This window comes from Natronococcus roseus (genome assembly GCF_043677095.1).
Classification (GTDB): domain Archaea; phylum Halobacteriota; class Halobacteria; order Halobacteriales; family Natrialbaceae; genus Natronococcus; species Natronococcus roseus.
Map to the genome: position 1 here is coordinate 79,670 of NZ_JBHLJR010000007.1, position 13,115 is coordinate 92,784.

The 13,115-nt window shown below is 64.9% G+C and carries 14 protein-coding genes; 5 read left to right on the forward strand and 9 right to left on the reverse strand.

Features of this window, described 5'->3' with window-relative positions:
* Nucleotides 1–348: 348 nt before the first annotated feature.
* Nucleotides 349–1,542: a ComEC/Rec2 family competence protein gene (locus ACFEMD_RS18795; protein ID WP_394742965.1), complete on the forward strand. Its 1,194-nt coding sequence runs from the start codon at nt 349–351 to the stop codon at nt 1,540–1,542.
* Nucleotides 1,542–1,820, forward strand: a complete 279-nt coding sequence (locus ACFEMD_RS18800; protein ID WP_394742826.1) for a DUF3006 family protein — start codon at nt 1,542–1,544, stop codon at nt 1,818–1,820. Before ACFEMD_RS18795 ends, ACFEMD_RS18800 begins: the two co-directional genes overlap by 1 nt.
* 355 nt (nt 1,821–2,175) lie before the next feature.
* Here the strand turns inward: ACFEMD_RS18800 and ACFEMD_RS18805 are convergent, their stop codons facing one another.
* The 3 genes from ACFEMD_RS18805 to ACFEMD_RS18815 all read right to left on the reverse strand — a co-directional run bounded on the left by ACFEMD_RS18805 (nt 2,176) and on the right by ACFEMD_RS18815 (nt 4,277).
* Nucleotides 2,176–2,769 (reverse strand): NADPH-dependent FMN reductase, encoded by a 594-nt coding sequence (locus ACFEMD_RS18805; protein WP_394742827.1) that lies wholly within the window; start codon nt 2,767–2,769, stop codon nt 2,176–2,178.
* Nucleotides 2,770–2,831: 62 nt separating this feature from the next.
* Complete coding sequence (locus ACFEMD_RS18810) at nt 2,832–3,227, reverse strand: DoxX family protein (protein WP_394742828.1); 396 nt, start codon at nt 3,225–3,227, stop codon at nt 2,832–2,834.
* Between the two features lie 3 nt (nt 3,228–3,230).
* Nucleotides 3,231–4,277 (reverse strand): WD40/YVTN/BNR-like repeat-containing protein, encoded by a 1,047-nt coding sequence (locus tag ACFEMD_RS18815; protein WP_394742829.1) that lies wholly within the window; start codon nt 4,275–4,277, stop codon nt 3,231–3,233.
* 133 nt (nt 4,278–4,410) lie between these two features.
* On the opposite strand from ACFEMD_RS18815, the gene ACFEMD_RS18820 reads away from it, so the two are divergent.
* Entirely contained in the window at nt 4,411–5,412 is a 1,002-nt protein-coding gene (locus tag ACFEMD_RS18820; RefSeq protein WP_394742830.1) for a TatD family hydrolase, read from the forward strand.
* An 18-nt stretch (nt 5,413–5,430) separates the two neighbouring features.
* On the opposite strand, the gene ACFEMD_RS18825 is transcribed toward ACFEMD_RS18820, so the two are convergent.
* The 5 genes from ACFEMD_RS18825 to ACFEMD_RS18845 all read right to left on the reverse strand — a co-directional run bounded on the left by ACFEMD_RS18825 (nt 5,431) and on the right by ACFEMD_RS18845 (nt 9,937).
* Entirely contained in the window at nt 5,431–6,237 is an 807-nt protein-coding gene (locus ACFEMD_RS18825) for a hypothetical protein (protein WP_394742831.1), read from the reverse strand.
* A gap of 21 nt (nt 6,238–6,258) precedes the next feature.
* Complete coding sequence (locus ACFEMD_RS18830; RefSeq protein ID WP_394742832.1) at nt 6,259–6,498, reverse strand: PRC-barrel domain containing protein; 240 nt, start codon at nt 6,496–6,498, stop codon at nt 6,259–6,261.
* A gap of 160 nt (nt 6,499–6,658) precedes the next feature.
* Nucleotides 6,659–7,201, reverse strand: a complete 543-nt coding sequence (gene gvpH, locus ACFEMD_RS18835; RefSeq protein ID WP_394742833.1) for a gas vesicle protein GvpH — start codon at nt 7,199–7,201, stop codon at nt 6,659–6,661.
* A gap of 463 nt (nt 7,202–7,664) precedes the next feature.
* A complete protein-coding gene (locus ACFEMD_RS18840; RefSeq protein ID WP_394742834.1) occupies nt 7,665–8,555 on the reverse strand; it encodes a fumarylacetoacetate hydrolase family protein in 891 nt (296 codons plus the stop codon).
* A gap of 23 nt (nt 8,556–8,578) precedes the next feature.
* Nucleotides 8,579–9,937 carry an amidohydrolase family protein gene (locus ACFEMD_RS18845; protein WP_394742835.1) on the reverse strand — a complete coding sequence of 453 codons (1,359 nt, stop codon included), beginning with the start codon at nt 9,935–9,937 and terminating at the stop codon, nt 8,579–8,581.
* Between the two features lie 102 nt (nt 9,938–10,039).
* Between ACFEMD_RS18845 and ACFEMD_RS18850 the strand changes: the two genes are divergently transcribed.
* Both ACFEMD_RS18850 and ACFEMD_RS18855 read left to right on the forward strand, forming a co-directional pair.
* Nucleotides 10,040–10,672 carry a TetR/AcrR family transcriptional regulator gene (locus ACFEMD_RS18850; RefSeq protein ID WP_394742836.1) on the forward strand — a complete coding sequence of 211 codons (633 nt, stop codon included), beginning with the start codon at nt 10,040–10,042 and terminating at the stop codon, nt 10,670–10,672.
* A gap of 97 nt (nt 10,673–10,769) precedes the next feature.
* Nucleotides 10,770–11,906 carry a hypothetical protein gene (locus ACFEMD_RS18855; RefSeq protein ID WP_394742837.1) on the forward strand — a complete coding sequence of 379 codons (1,137 nt, stop codon included), beginning with the start codon at nt 10,770–10,772 and terminating at the stop codon, nt 11,904–11,906.
* Between the two features lie 237 nt (nt 11,907–12,143).
* On the opposite strand, the gene lrp is transcribed toward ACFEMD_RS18855, so the two are convergent.
* On the reverse strand, nt 12,144–12,608 hold the full coding sequence (gene lrp, locus ACFEMD_RS18860; RefSeq protein ID WP_005557383.1) for an HTH-type transcriptional regulator Lrp: 465 nt from the start codon (nt 12,606–12,608) through the stop codon (nt 12,144–12,146).
* Nucleotides 12,609–13,115 lie beyond the last annotated feature (507 nt).

The window sequence follows — 13,115 nt, forward strand, 5'->3', positions numbered from 1 at the left end:
TTCGACGAATCCGACGTTCGTACTGGCGGACAGTATCAGCCTCGTCCGAAGTGTGAGCAATCCAAAGAGCCATCCGATGTTCCCTCGTCACTGAACGGTATGGTCACCGTTAGATCGGTCGTCCAGTGGGGGCTGGGCGTGCTCGTCGCGCTCTTTGCGCTCACCGCGCTCTCCGCGATCGAACTCTCACCGCTCTCGATACTGCAGGGCGTGCTCGCCGCCCTCCTGTTTCTCGGCGCTGCGGCGCTTATCGTTCCGCGAACGCGGGCGGCGATCGTCGGACGGACCGATCGTTCCCTCTCGTCGGGGGTCCTCGCCGTCCTCGTCGTGGTCGCGGTTCTGACCGGGATGCTGGTCACGCCGCTCGACGCCGACGACGAACCCGCGGTCGACGCCGATGCCGAGGACCTCGAAGCCGCCGATACCGACGGCCAGGCGGACGACGGAACGCAAGCCGACGAGACGAACGACGCGGACGACGAGGTGGAGTCCGACGACGGTGCAGCGGACGAAACCGGTAGCGAACCGGGATCAGCGCAGGCGGACGCCGATGACGACGGTACCGAAGCGGAAGGCACCGACGACGGCTCGAGCGACGAGTCGGAAGCAGCTAGCACGGACGGCGACCCGGAGACCGAACGGACGACCGATGTCGAGGGCGAACTCGAGATCCACCACATCGACGTCGGCCAGGCCGACGCGACGCTTCTGGTCACGCCCGACGACGAAACGGTGCTGATCGACACCGGCGACTGGCGCCAGGACGGCTCGGACGTCATCGCCTATCTCGAGTCCCAGAACGTCGATCGGATCGATCACCTCGTGGCGACCCACGCACACGCAGATCACATCGGCGGCCACGCCGCCGTGATCGAGCACTTCGAAACCGGCGGTGACGGCGTCGGAGCCGCCTACGACTCGGGCGTCGCCCACGACTCCGCGACCTACGAGAACTACCTCGACGCGATCGAAGAACACGACGTCGACCTCTTCGAGGTCGAGGAGGGCGACGAACTGCCGATCGACGGGATCGAAGCGACCGCGCTGAACCCGCCCGCAGGCGAATCCGACGACGACCTCCACTACAACAGCGTCTCGATCGCGTTCGAGTTCGGCGAGTTCGCCTACCTGACGACCGGCGACGCCGAGGCCGACGCCGAACGGCGGATGGTCGAGGCCCACGGCGACGACCTCGAGGCTGACGCGTACCAGGCCGGCCACCACGGCTCGTCGACGTCGTCCACCCAGCCGTTCGTGGACGCGGTCGAGCCGGAGATCGCCGTCATCTCGAGCGGCTACGACAGCCAGTACGGCCACCCACACGAGGAAGTGCTCGAGGAGTACGCCGAGCGAGGGATCGAGACCTACTGGACGGGCGTCCACGGCGACGTCGTGGTGACGACCGACGGAACCGACGGAAGCGTCGAGACCGAACGGGAGTTCTCGACGGACGCGGCCGACCTCATCGAAGAGCGACCGGACGAACAGGCCCGCGTCGCCACACCACAGGTTAATACGGCTACGGCCGGTGTGTCCGGGTAATGACCGCCGACGGCTCGTTCACCTGCGTCGTCGATCGCATCGTCGACGGGACGACGGCCGTCGTGCTCGTAGAGGAGGACGGCGACGTCGTCGACCAGCTGGATCTCGACCTCGAGACGCTCCCGGAGGAGTGTCGCCACGAAGGGGCGCTGTTCGACGCCGACGTCTCCGACGGTGCGCTCGTCGACCTCGAGTACCGACCCGAGCGCGAGCGAAAGCGACGGGAGCGGCTTCAGGAGAAGTTCGATCGGCTCTCGAAGCGACTCGATGAGCAGTAGTTTCCCTCCGGTGTCGGGCGGTTCACGACGGAGTCGCAGGCGGACAAACGGGAAGTTTCGACTCGCTGTGAAGCGTCGAGCCAGTCCGGCCCGAGAGGATTCGCGTCGGTGCTCTCGAGAACGGGGCGGTAGTTGATCGTCCGTCTGCCCGACTCAGTCCGCGCTGTGGGCCGGAATGGATCCACACTCCGGGCAGCCGACGTGTTTCGTCGTTCTGTAGTCGAGCGCAGCACTGCATCGGGTACACTTGTACTCGGTTTCGGTCATCGAACGCTGGTAATCCGCTCGAGCGTATATGCTTTGTGCGACGTCTATAACGGTTAATTCGACAGATACGGGACGTCTCGCCTCGTGGTCAGCCGGCACGTTCGTCGGCGCCGACGTTTTCCCGGCTCTCGAACGAGTCGGGATCGGGCTCGATGTTGGCGAACTGGACCGCTCGCGTTCCGAGCGTCTCGACGCGCTGGCGAACGTCCTCGTCGATCAGTTCTCGGTCCTCGAACCGACTGTGGGCGTTCGGCACCGCTGCCTGGTGCGGTAACACCCAGGCGTCGAGCGCCCGGCAGACGACCCGCAGGTGGTCGAGCGCTCCGATTGGGAAACTGCCGCCGGAGACCGCGAGCAGCCCGACGGTCTTGTTCTCGAACTCGTCGAACCCGCAGTAGTCGAGCGCGGTCTTCAGCACCGAGGAGTACGAGCCGTGGTACATCGGCGTCCCCAGGAGGATGGCGTCGGCCTCCCGAACACGCCGGGCGAGTTCCGACGCGTCGCCGGCCTCGTCGTCGTCGGCGTCGAACAGCGGGATCTCGAGTTCCCGGAGGTCGACCAGTTCGGTGCTCGCACCGGCGGCCTCGGCCGCGTCTAAGGCGTGTCGCAGGGCTGGGCGGGTGTAGCTCTCCTCGCGGAGGCTGCCGGCGATTGCGACGACGCGGACCGTGTTCTCGTCCATAGGCCACGTTCGCGAGGACGGGTTAAAATCGCTCTCCCGCACGCGGCGGCCCGATCGGTCCGCTACTCGTTCGTCGCGACGGAGTCGTCGTTCGCGGCCTCGAGCAGGAGGACCGCGCCGCCGAGGAGGGCGACGTTCTTGCAGAAGTTGATCTTGTTCGCCTGGCGCTCTTCGCCCTCCATCGTCCAGAAGTCGTGGATCCCCGGCGTCGTCCCGAGGAAGAAGACGATCACCGCGCCGGCGGACGCTCGAGGAAACTTCCAGCAGACGATGCCCAGATTGGCGACGAACAGCATGCCGGTAACGAACGGGACGAGCAGATCGGGGACGGGAACGCCCTTCTCGCGGGCGATCTCGACACGCTTCTCGTTGCTCTGGAAACCGTCGACGGCCATGTACATGAGCGTCGCCCCGTACAGCAGTCGGCCCAATCTCGAGGGTGGAGACGAGTCGGCCATCGCTCAGATCGCCTCCATTCGGCTGACGTTGGCTCCGAGTCGGCCGACCGTCTCGTACGCCCCGCTTTCGTCGCGTCGCATGATCCGACCCTCGACGTCGTCTCGTTGGTCGGGGACGTCGAACAGTCCCGAACCACAGAGGACGTCGCCGTCGTGGACGGTCCACGTCTCGATGACCTCGTGGGGTTCCCCGGGGAACGGCACCCGTTCGAAGTCCCGCCCGAAGTTCGTCGACTCGAACAGCGCGACCTCGTGTTCGTCGTCGACCCAGGCCGGCGGCGCCTCCTCGCCGCCACAGAAGAACAGCCGTCCGTCGTGGACGAACACCCGCCGGATGTACGAGAAGTCGTTGCCGTCGTCGATCCGGGTCCAGGAGTCGCCCGCGTTCGTCGTCCGGTAGAGGCCGCCGACGCCGACCGCGTGACCCAGACCGAGGTTCTCGAGGTCGTGGTCCAGATATCCGGTCGTCGCGAGCCAGACGTCTTCCGAGATCGGCAGCACCTGATGGACGTCGTCGGTGATCGTCTCCCGGCGGTCGAGCCAGATCTGACCACCATCGTTGCTCAGGTGGATCCCACCGGCTTCGACGCCAGCGATGAGTCGTTCCGGGCGACCAGGGACGGCCTCGAGCGCGCGCAGCCGCGCGTAGTGAGGATCGATCGGCGACTCCCAGTGACCGCGGGAGGGGAGTTCTCGAAACCCCTTCAGCTCCGACCACGTCTCGCCGTCGTCGACCGAGCGGTAGATGTAGGGATCGTTCGTTCCCGCATAGAGCGCCCCGTCGGCCGTCGCGAGAATCGACCACACCTCGCTCTCGCCGGCGTGCCAGAAGCGGTCGCCGAGGGGAACCTCGAGGTCCGCCCAGGTCCGGCCGCCGTCCCTCGAGCGGTACGCCCCCGTCGACGACGCGACGAACACGCCGTCGGCGTGGTCCCACGATCTGACCGCCGTGACGACCCCGCAGTCGAGCACCTGCTCTGCCCCGTCCCGATCAAAGGGGACCCCGGCGACCCGGTAGAGGCCGTCGTCCGTCCCGATCAGCAGCGCCATGTGTGTCACGTTACTTCGACACATAATAAAGTTTTACCAGCCTGTAAAACGCTAAGTGGTCGCGCCGACGATAGGGAAGTCGTTGCAGCTATAGCGGCCTCGTCCGCACCGTTTGCCCACTCGATCTGAACCCATGCCACCGACACACCCGACGAAACGGCCGACCGACGCAGCGCACATCGACGACTATCCGGAGCTGCCGACCAACCTCCTCAACCTGCCCTGGATCGACGTCCACAACCACGCCCACACGCTCTCGTGGGACGATCGCGAGCGGTACGCCCTCTCGGGCTGCGAGTCGATGGTGATGGTCGCCTCGGGCTACCACTGGACGCCGTACAAGCCGGTCAGAGCCGAGGACATCCGGTACCTCTGGGACGACGCGATCAACCGCCGCGCGGCGATCGAGCGAAACCACTTCTTCGAGGCCAACCTCGGGCTAGGGATCCACACGGGTGTCCGCATCGAGAACCCCGACGAGGCGCTCGAGGCGATGGCCGACTACTGCGCCCTCGAGGAGGTCGTCGCGGTCGGCGAGACCGGCGTCACCCCCTCCCAGCACGTCAGTCGCTGGGACCTCGACGAACAGCGCGCGATCGTCCAGGCCCAGATGGAGCTCGCGGATGCCCACGACCTCCCGGTGCTCCTCCACACGCCGAACACCTCGAGCGATTCGGGCCGATCCTACCGTTCGGGAATCGGGACGCCGGGCTACGAAAAGAACCCGGGGTTGGGACAGGAGCCAGTGATCGACGCCGAGAACCCGGCGCTCGAGGCGGTGAAGATCGACGTCGAAGCGGCTCGAGACGCCGGTCTCGACGAGGACCAGGTCGTCGCCTCCCACGCGGACGAGAACAACACGGAGTACCTCATGGAAGAGACCGACTGCTACCTGAGCTACACCATCGGCCACTCGTGGCTGATCGGCGTCACCGCGGCGGACGTCGCCGACGCGATCGACGAGTACGGCCCCGAGCGGATCATGGTCGACACGGACTGTGCGAACGTCCTGCGGACCGATCCGTTCGCGCTGAAGCGGGCCATCCTCGAGCTGTACCGCTACGGGATCGACGAGGCGGCGATTCGGCAGGTAGTGCTCGAGAATCCGCGCGACGTATTCGACATCGGCCGGTGATCCTCGAGGAGGGGATCGTCACCTGTTTCGCTTCGGCATCGTCGAGTGGCGCTTGACGGCGTGCATGTCCGCCCGTTCGGACGGCGGCGGTGCCATCGTCGAGAGACGCGACGAACCGCTCGAGCCGAGTCCGCCGCTCCCGTCGTCGCCTAGTCCGAGGAGTCCGTCGTCGCCTTCGTCGGCCTCCCTGGTGTCGGTTTCTTCCGCCTCGTCCTCGTCGTCCTCGCCGTCCGTGTCGTTCGCCATCACCTCCTCGAGTCGGTCCTGGACGTCGCCGATCTCGTCGCCGAACGTCTCGAGCGGCGAGCTCATCGCCTCACGAAGGCGATCTCCGAGATCGGCGGCGGCCTCGCCGTTGCTCTCCTCGACCTCCGCCTCGCGCTCTTCGTCGGTCGTCGGTTCCCGATCGGAGAGTTCGTCCTGGTCGGTGTCCTCTGGTTCCGTCTCGTCCGTCTCGGACTGCGCCCGACGGATCGCCTCACGAACTCCGGCTGTCGCATCCTCGAGCGTGTCCTCGTCCGATCGGTCGCCGAGTTTCGCGAGGCGCAACAGTCGATGGAGATCCTCGACGCGTTCGGGATCGCCCCTCGTGATCGCCTCGAAAACGGACTCGGCCTCCGACCCGTCCGGGAGCGTCCCGAGGCCGGCGGCCTCGAGCAACGCCGTCGGCTCCGAGGACGCGACGAGTTCGTCGGCTTCCCGTGCGACTTCGAGAAGGTCGCGTCCGGCATCGTCCGTCGTCGCCTCCGGCGCCAGCAACGTTTCACTCTCGGTGCTCGCTTCGTCCAGAATCTCCGCCACTCGAGTATCGTATTCGTCGGTCATGGATCGATCCGTGCAGAACGCTCACAATCGGTCTAACCGCACTTCATCGTCCGTAACCGTCTCGACGTTTCGTTCGGCGAGCTCGTAGCTCTCCTCGTCGGAATCGCCCCACCCGAGCTTCGATCTGATGGCGTCCGTAACTCCCGGATCAGGGTTGACGGAGGCGCTCTCGTTTTCGACGGTTTCGATGATGCCGATTTCGTCACCCTCGGCGTTGACGACCCGTTTGCCTTCGTCGCCGTCCGTGAATCGAGCACACATACGGCAGTTCGTCAGCGAGCACCGAGTAAGAGCTGTCACCTCCATGTGCCGGGAACTCAACCTCCGGTCCTCATCCTTTCCAAAATCCGACTCGTCGTTCCGGTCCGTCCGTTCGCCGACCGGAGGACTGGGAGACGCAGACGGGCGAGAAAACGATCATCTACGAAGGCGATTTCTCGGACTGTTCGGCGTCGGACGATCGGATGTAGACCTCGAGGATACCGTTCTTGAACCACGCGTTTCGCATTTCCGACGAGGTCCAGGGAAGCTCCACCCGTCCGACAGTAGTGCCCGTCTTTTTGATGACGAGTTCGTTCGTCTCTGGATTGATTCCAGCCGTGAGATCCCCTTTGGTTGCTCCGGGAAGGTCTGCGACGACGACGAACTCCCCGTCGTCGAGACGAGTGTCGATCAAACACTCCGCGGACTCGGATTTTCGTGCTCGTTTCCGTTCCGAATCGTCTCGGTGTTGTTTTCGATTTACCCGGCTTCTCTGAGCCGGTGGGCGTGATCCGGGCGGTCCTCTCGAGGAACGCTTCGCCTCTTCTCCGACCACGTTCTCTAACCCCTCCGATAGCGATCGCAATCCCGCTTGAAGGGAACTCTCGATAGCGCTTGCAAGGGACGGATCGGTTCGTTGTCGATCGCGTCCGGATGCATCTCGGTCACTGTCCTCCCGCTCGTTTTCGTCCTTGTTGCTCATAGGGGGGTCACCTCTGTATCGCGAGTATCTCGTACGTTATGTAATAGCCTCTATCGGGATAAGCCTCCGTACCCGTCAGTTGCTACGTTTTCTTTTAGGCTGCCTTCTGAGCGGTGAAGGCGGTGCACTGGCCCCGGGGAGGGAAACTCAGTCCTCGGTTCACATACCCCTACAACTCGATCCTCGAGGGATCGTTCACGGGACTGCTCACCGCGCCCTGCTCGCGGCCGCTCGCACCGGTTCACACGGGTGGTGAAACTGGCGGCCACTCAACGGCGAAAATCTACGCTACGGAGCCGCCCGCTCCCGATGGTCGCTCGCGAGTCCCGTGCTCGAACGACGCCGCGGCGGCACCAGCTTCGACCGTACGGGACGGTGGCTCGATCCGAACTGATACGCAGCCCTGCCCTTCCACGAGTTCCGCGGCCAGCACGAACTGCCGAAACCGTGTTACCCTCCGGCGTTAGCTATCGAACGCGCAGGTGTTCGTCAGTTCGCCGAGTCCCTCGACGCCGATCGTCACCTCGTCCCCGTCCTCGAGCAGTACCGGTGGTTCCCGGTAGACGCCGACTCCGGGCGGCGTACCGGTAAATATCAGATCGCCCGGCTCGAGCGTGAACGCCTGGCTGCAGAACGACACCAGCTCGTCGATCCCGAAGATGAGGTTCGCGGTGGTCGACTCCTGGAGGCGCTCGCCGTTGACCTCGGCCCGGATCTCGAGGTCGTGGGGGTCCTCGACCTCGTCCGCCGTGACGAGTTCGGGTCCGATCGGGGCGAAGCCGTCGAGGCTCTTCCCGCGAACCCACTGGCCGTCGCCGTGCTGGAGGTCGCGCGCCGAGACGTCGTTGCCGACGAGGTAACCGGCGACGTGCTCGAGGGCCTCCTCCTCGTCGACGCGCCGAGCTTCCTCCCCGATGACGACGACGAGTTCGGCCTCGTAGTCGACCTTCTCGGTGAGATCGGGATCCCAGCTGATCGTGCTCCCGGGGCCGGTCACGGTCGTCGGAAACTTCGAGAAGAGCACGGGTTCGTCCGGGATCGGGTTGTCGCCCTCCTCGGCGTGGTCCCGGTAGTTGAGCCCGACACAAACCACCTTCTGTGGATCACCTACCGGAGCGTGTCGCACCAGGTCGTCGTGCTCGTAGACGCCGACTCCCGTCTCCGCGGCGTGCTCGACGGCCAGATCGGCCTTCCGTCGCCACTCCCAGCCGGCCAGCAGTTCGGTACTCCGTCGGGGCAGGTCGACGCCGGCGGCGGCACCCGCCTCGACGAGGTTGACGACCGTCTCGTCGTCGGTTCTGGCGCCACACCAGGGCTGTTCTTCGTCCGCCGTCGCGTATTGTCCAAGTCGCATCGTAGTTGGATTCGTGGGGAGGGTTACTCGAGGTCGACGCCGGCCTCGTCGAGCAGCCGTTCTCCGGAGGCGACAAAGCGGTCGAACTCCGCCTCGACGAGCGGGTTGTGCAGTTCGCCGTCGCGCTTGACCGGTTCGCCGTCGACGAGCACGGTGTCGATGTGGGACGAATCGGACTGGAAGACGACGGTCTGGACCGGGTCGTGACACGGTGCCGTCATGAAGTCATCCGTACGGATCATCACGATGTCCGCCCGCTTCCCGGGCGTAAGCGAACCGATCTCGTCCTCCATGCCGAGCGCTCGCGCGCCCTCGATGGTGGCCATCTCGAGGGTGTCTCGGGCACTGGTCTGTACCTCGGTGACCTCCGAATCGCCCTCGAGGATCGCCTGGTTCTCGAACATCCGCTGGACCTGCAGGCCGATCCGCATCTGCGTCGCCATGTCGCCGCTGATGTCCGAGCAGACGTCGACGCCCCATGCCGGCCGGCCGCCGGCCTCGAGGACCTTTCCGGTGACGGGGATGCCGTGGCCCATCTGCATCTCGACCTCCGGCGTCGCCGAAAAGGAGACGCCCTGCTCGACGGCGTGGTCGATATCCTCCTGGGCGAAGTGGTTCCCGTGGGCGACGTTGACGTCCGGTCCGAGCATGTCCTCGATCGCGCCGAAGCCCTGGTAGTCGTCGCCGTACACCGACGAGGGCCAGCACGCAGCGCCCATGTGAAGCGTGGCGATAACGTCGAGTTCGCGGGCCAGCTCCAGGTCGCTGCGGGCGGCCTCGTCGGTACAGAAGTCCGGCCCCCGGAGCCCCAGCGCGAGATCGAGCAGGTCGTCACCGCGGATCTTCTCGTCGTGGAACTCGCGGATCTCCCGTTCGGGAAGGGTGACGTCGCTGTCGAACCACCACGTCGCCGCGTCGTCGCCCGGCGGCCCGTAGGTGTACACCGCGCGCAGTCCGGTGTCCTGCAGCGCGTCGACGGCCCGTTCGGCGTGCTCGAGCGAGTTGGGGTACGACCAGTCCAGGGCCGTCGTCGTTCCCGTGTAGAGCTTCTCGAAGGCGCCGAAGAGGCCCCCGAGGTACATGTCCTCGGGCTGGTAGAGGCCGGCGATGTTGCCGAGCAGGTGATCGAAGTAGTCGCCCATGAGCGACCAGTCTCCAGCGATACCGCGTACCTGGGTCTGTGCGAGGTGGATGTGCGAGTCGACGAACCCCGGCAGGACGATGTGATCGCTCGCGTCGATCTCCTCCGCGTTCGACGCGCTCAGCCCGCGTCCGATCTCGACGATCTCGCCGCCTTCGATCAGCACGTCGGCCTCCTCGAGGTTGCCGATCTCGGGGTCGAGCGAGACGATCGTCCCGTTCCGGATGAGTGTATCTGCCATGCGCGGTCTGACAGACTGACCGCGAGGACAAAAATTTACCGTCCGGTAAACTCCCGGTCGCCGGAGCAATCGAACTATATATCGCTCGAACGGAGAGAACGTATGAGCGAGTCCGGCGGGAGCGCCTCCGACAAGGATACCGAGGCGGTGATCATGGAGGCGACGTTCCGTGCGCTACGCGAGCACGGGTACGCGGATCTCAGGATGCGCCACATCGGCGACGAGATGGAGCTAACCCGACAGGTGATCCACTACCACTTCGAGGGGAAGTACGATCTCCTGTCCTCGTTTCTCGAGTACGTCATCGACCAGTACGAGGGAAGTGTCGACGTCGACCGCGACACGGACCCCCGGACGGAGCTCGAGGCCCGGATCGATCAGTGTCTGTTCGGTCCCGAGTTCGAGGAGTTTACCCACTGGGACCGGATGAAGGTGTACCACGAGCTGTACACCTACGCACAGAACGACGAGCAACACCGGGAGATCTTCAACGAGCACTACGAGCGGATCCGCGGCAGCATCGTCGAGGTCGTCGAGGACGGCATCGAGCAGGGCGTCTTCCGCGACGTCGACGCCGAGCGGATGGGCCAGCTCGTCACTGACGCGATCCACGCCGCGCGCGGACGGCGGATCTCGCTCGGTCACGACGACGCTCCCGAGGAGGCGCGGCGGGCCATCCACGAGCTCGTCCTCGACCCGCTGTGCATCGACGCGGAGGGCGACCGGTACTCCTGATCCGTCGGGCGCAGCGCCGACGACGTCGGCTTCACGACCGACGCACCGAGCGTCGGTCTTTCGATACTGTTATTCCGCCGTTGGATAACAAACGCGTATGCGACGACGGACGCTACTCGGGGGTGCCGGGGCGACGCTCTCGATCGCGCTGGCCGGCTGTGGCGACGACGAAGCGTCTCCCGATCAGAGCGACGAGTCCGACGCCAACGAATCCGACGGCGACGACTCCGGCACCGACGACTCCGGTAACGAAAGCGACGAACCGACCGACGACGCCGACGACGAGCAGGTGTACGAGGACGACTCCATCGAGGGGGACGTAACTCTCTCCGGGGACGCGGGCGAATCGCTTTCGGCCCGGCGACACACCTACACGTGGGCGGACGAACCGCCGTCGGACTACTGTCACATCCACGTCGAACTCGAGAACGAGGGCGACGAGGAGCCGACCCTCGACATGGAGGCGCGGATCTACGACGACGACGGTGGCGAGCTCTCGAGTACGCGCTACGCCGACGAGACGGCCCCCGAGCCGGGGGAGGCGGAGGTCTACTCGTTCTCGCTCAGCAACTGCGAGGAGACCGCCGCGTACGAACTCGAGGTTGGAGACGTCGACGAGGACGACGAGAGCGAGGACGCAGACGAACTGGCGATCGACGACTTCGAGGCGTACGACGGCGACGACCTCGAGGGTCCGTGGACGCTCGACGGAACCGGCGACGCCGACGTCTCCTCGAGCGCGGCACTGCACGAGGACTCGAGTCAGGGGCTTCGACAGGGCGGCGACTCGAACGTCCGCTCGTTCCCCGATCAGGGACTCCCGAACTACCCCGAGGACGGCCGCGAGGTCTCGGTGCTCGCGCGTCCCGAGTCGGGCGCCTCCCAACCCTGGATTCTCGTCGGAATGGAAGAGGACGTCTGGTCGACACAGACACCCGGCTGGCGGCTCATCGTCGATCCGAGCGGCGAGATCCGGCTCGGCCGTGAGACCGGCAACGGCGTCGAAATCCTCGAGGAGGACTCGACGGTTCCGAACCTGGCGGACGAGACCGTCGACTGTCGGTTCGTTTTCGACAGCTCCGAGGGCGTCGAGTTCCGGATTCAGGATCTCGAGGGGGCGACGCTTGGATCGGTACACACGAGCGAGACGGACGGGATCGACGACGAGATGAGCATCGGGTTCCGCTCGACGAGCGGCGTCGACTGGGACTGGCTGCGGCTCGTCGACGAGTAGCGATAGCGGTCGGGGAACTCCACGGAACCCGGGCGGTCACGATCCGTTCTCCTGCGGAACCGACGTCTCGAGTCGCTTCCGCCGGCTCGAACCGGTTCCGTCGACGTTCCGTCCGGGGCGATTCTCGAATCAGCGGCGTTCCCCATCGTTTCACCGTGCGCGACTCCGACGGGAAGAAGATCCACGCAGCCGACTTCCGTTCGCCGCTTCGAGGCAGGTGTCAATAAGAAGGTCGACTCAGTCCTCGCGGTCCGCCTCGAGTTCGAACTGCTCGTTCTCGGCGACCTTGTTGAGGACGATGCTGGTGTTCGACTGCTTGATGTCGGGATCCGTAACCAGCGCCTTGATCTGGTCGTTCATGTCGTCGGTATCTTTGAACTTCCCGATTGCGACGATGTCGTAGTCTCCGGTAACCTCGTAGACGGACATCATCTGCTGGTGGTCCCGGAGCGTCTCCGTGATCTCCGCGAGCGCGCTTCCCTCGGCTTTGAGCTGCATCACTGCGGTCACGTCGTAGCCGGCGGCGTCGTAGTCGACGATCGGCGTATAGCCCTCGATAACGCCCTCGTCCTCGAGGTCCGAGAGGTGGTTCGAGACCGTCGTCACGGAGACGTCGAGCTCTTCGGCGAGGCTTCGGAGGCTGGCGCGGCCGTTCCCGAGCAGTTCGTTCACCAGATCGGTGTCCAGATGTTCGTAGGTCATTAGTTTGATTATTTTTCTCCTTATACTAGGATGTTACGAAAACTGATTCGGCGAATTCCGGAAAGGATTCAGCCGAGTTTATAAGCTACAATTTGTTCTTTCGGGAAAGCACTCGCCAACGAGCATCGGCGAGCCGAGACGCGTCGGTCGGATCGCGAGGGAAAATCCACAGTATTACGGCTCCGATTCGCCGATACCGGCAACTCGAGTCGTCTGACGAAGCTAACGGTGGTCCCTCGAGGCCAGCCAACTAGTCACGTGGGAACGGTCACAGAAGGACTTCCCCGAGGGGAAGACCGGGTGCATGGGTGCAGGGTCGATACCACTGCACGTGTGAGCAAGCGACGGTATAATACAGTCGTTACGGTTTTAGTTGAATAATAGCTATTGCTAGTATTATATGCTTGTAGCAGTTTCGGGACGGTCGTGGCCCGACGGCTGTCTCGAGACGCTCCACCGCTGGCCGGTCGGGATCAGCACCACGGGCGCTTTCCGGGAGTTACAACT

What these genes read in the sequence shown, in the direction of transcription:
- ACFEMD_RS18795 (WP_394742965.1), top strand. Translation starts at nt 349, where the DNA reads ATGCTGGTCACGCCGCTCGACGCCGACGACGAACCCGCGGTCGACGCC.
- ACFEMD_RS18800 (WP_394742826.1), top strand. Translation starts at nt 1,542, where the DNA reads ATGACCGCCGACGGCTCGTTCACCTGCGTCGTCGATCGCATCGTCGAC.
- ACFEMD_RS18805 (WP_394742827.1), bottom strand. Translation starts at nt 2,769, where the DNA reads ATGGACGAGAACACGGTCCGCGTCGTCGCAATCGCCGGCAGCCTCCGC.
- ACFEMD_RS18810 (WP_394742828.1), bottom strand. Translation starts at nt 3,227, where the DNA reads ATGGCCGACTCGTCTCCACCCTCGAGATTGGGCCGACTGCTGTACGGG.
- ACFEMD_RS18815 (WP_394742829.1), bottom strand. Translation starts at nt 4,277, where the DNA reads ATGGCGCTGCTGATCGGGACGGACGACGGCCTCTACCGGGTCGCCGGG.
- ACFEMD_RS18820 (WP_394742830.1), top strand. Translation starts at nt 4,411, where the DNA reads ATGCCACCGACACACCCGACGAAACGGCCGACCGACGCAGCGCACATC.
- ACFEMD_RS18825 (WP_394742831.1), bottom strand. Translation starts at nt 6,237, where the DNA reads ATGACCGACGAATACGATACTCGAGTGGCGGAGATTCTGGACGAAGCG.
- ACFEMD_RS18830 (WP_394742832.1), bottom strand. Translation starts at nt 6,498, where the DNA reads ATGTGTGCTCGATTCACGGACGGCGACGAAGGCAAACGGGTCGTCAAC.
- gvpH (WP_394742833.1), bottom strand. Translation starts at nt 7,201, where the DNA reads ATGAGCAACAAGGACGAAAACGAGCGGGAGGACAGTGACCGAGATGCA.
- ACFEMD_RS18840 (WP_394742834.1), bottom strand. Translation starts at nt 8,555, where the DNA reads ATGCGACTTGGACAATACGCGACGGCGGACGAAGAACAGCCCTGGTGT.
- ACFEMD_RS18845 (WP_394742835.1), bottom strand. Translation starts at nt 9,937, where the DNA reads ATGGCAGATACACTCATCCGGAACGGGACGATCGTCTCGCTCGACCCC.
- ACFEMD_RS18850 (WP_394742836.1), top strand. Translation starts at nt 10,040, where the DNA reads ATGAGCGAGTCCGGCGGGAGCGCCTCCGACAAGGATACCGAGGCGGTG.
- ACFEMD_RS18855 (WP_394742837.1), top strand. Translation starts at nt 10,770, where the DNA reads ATGCGACGACGGACGCTACTCGGGGGTGCCGGGGCGACGCTCTCGATC.
- lrp (WP_005557383.1), bottom strand. Translation starts at nt 12,608, where the DNA reads ATGACCTACGAACATCTGGACACCGATCTGGTGAACGAACTGCTCGGG.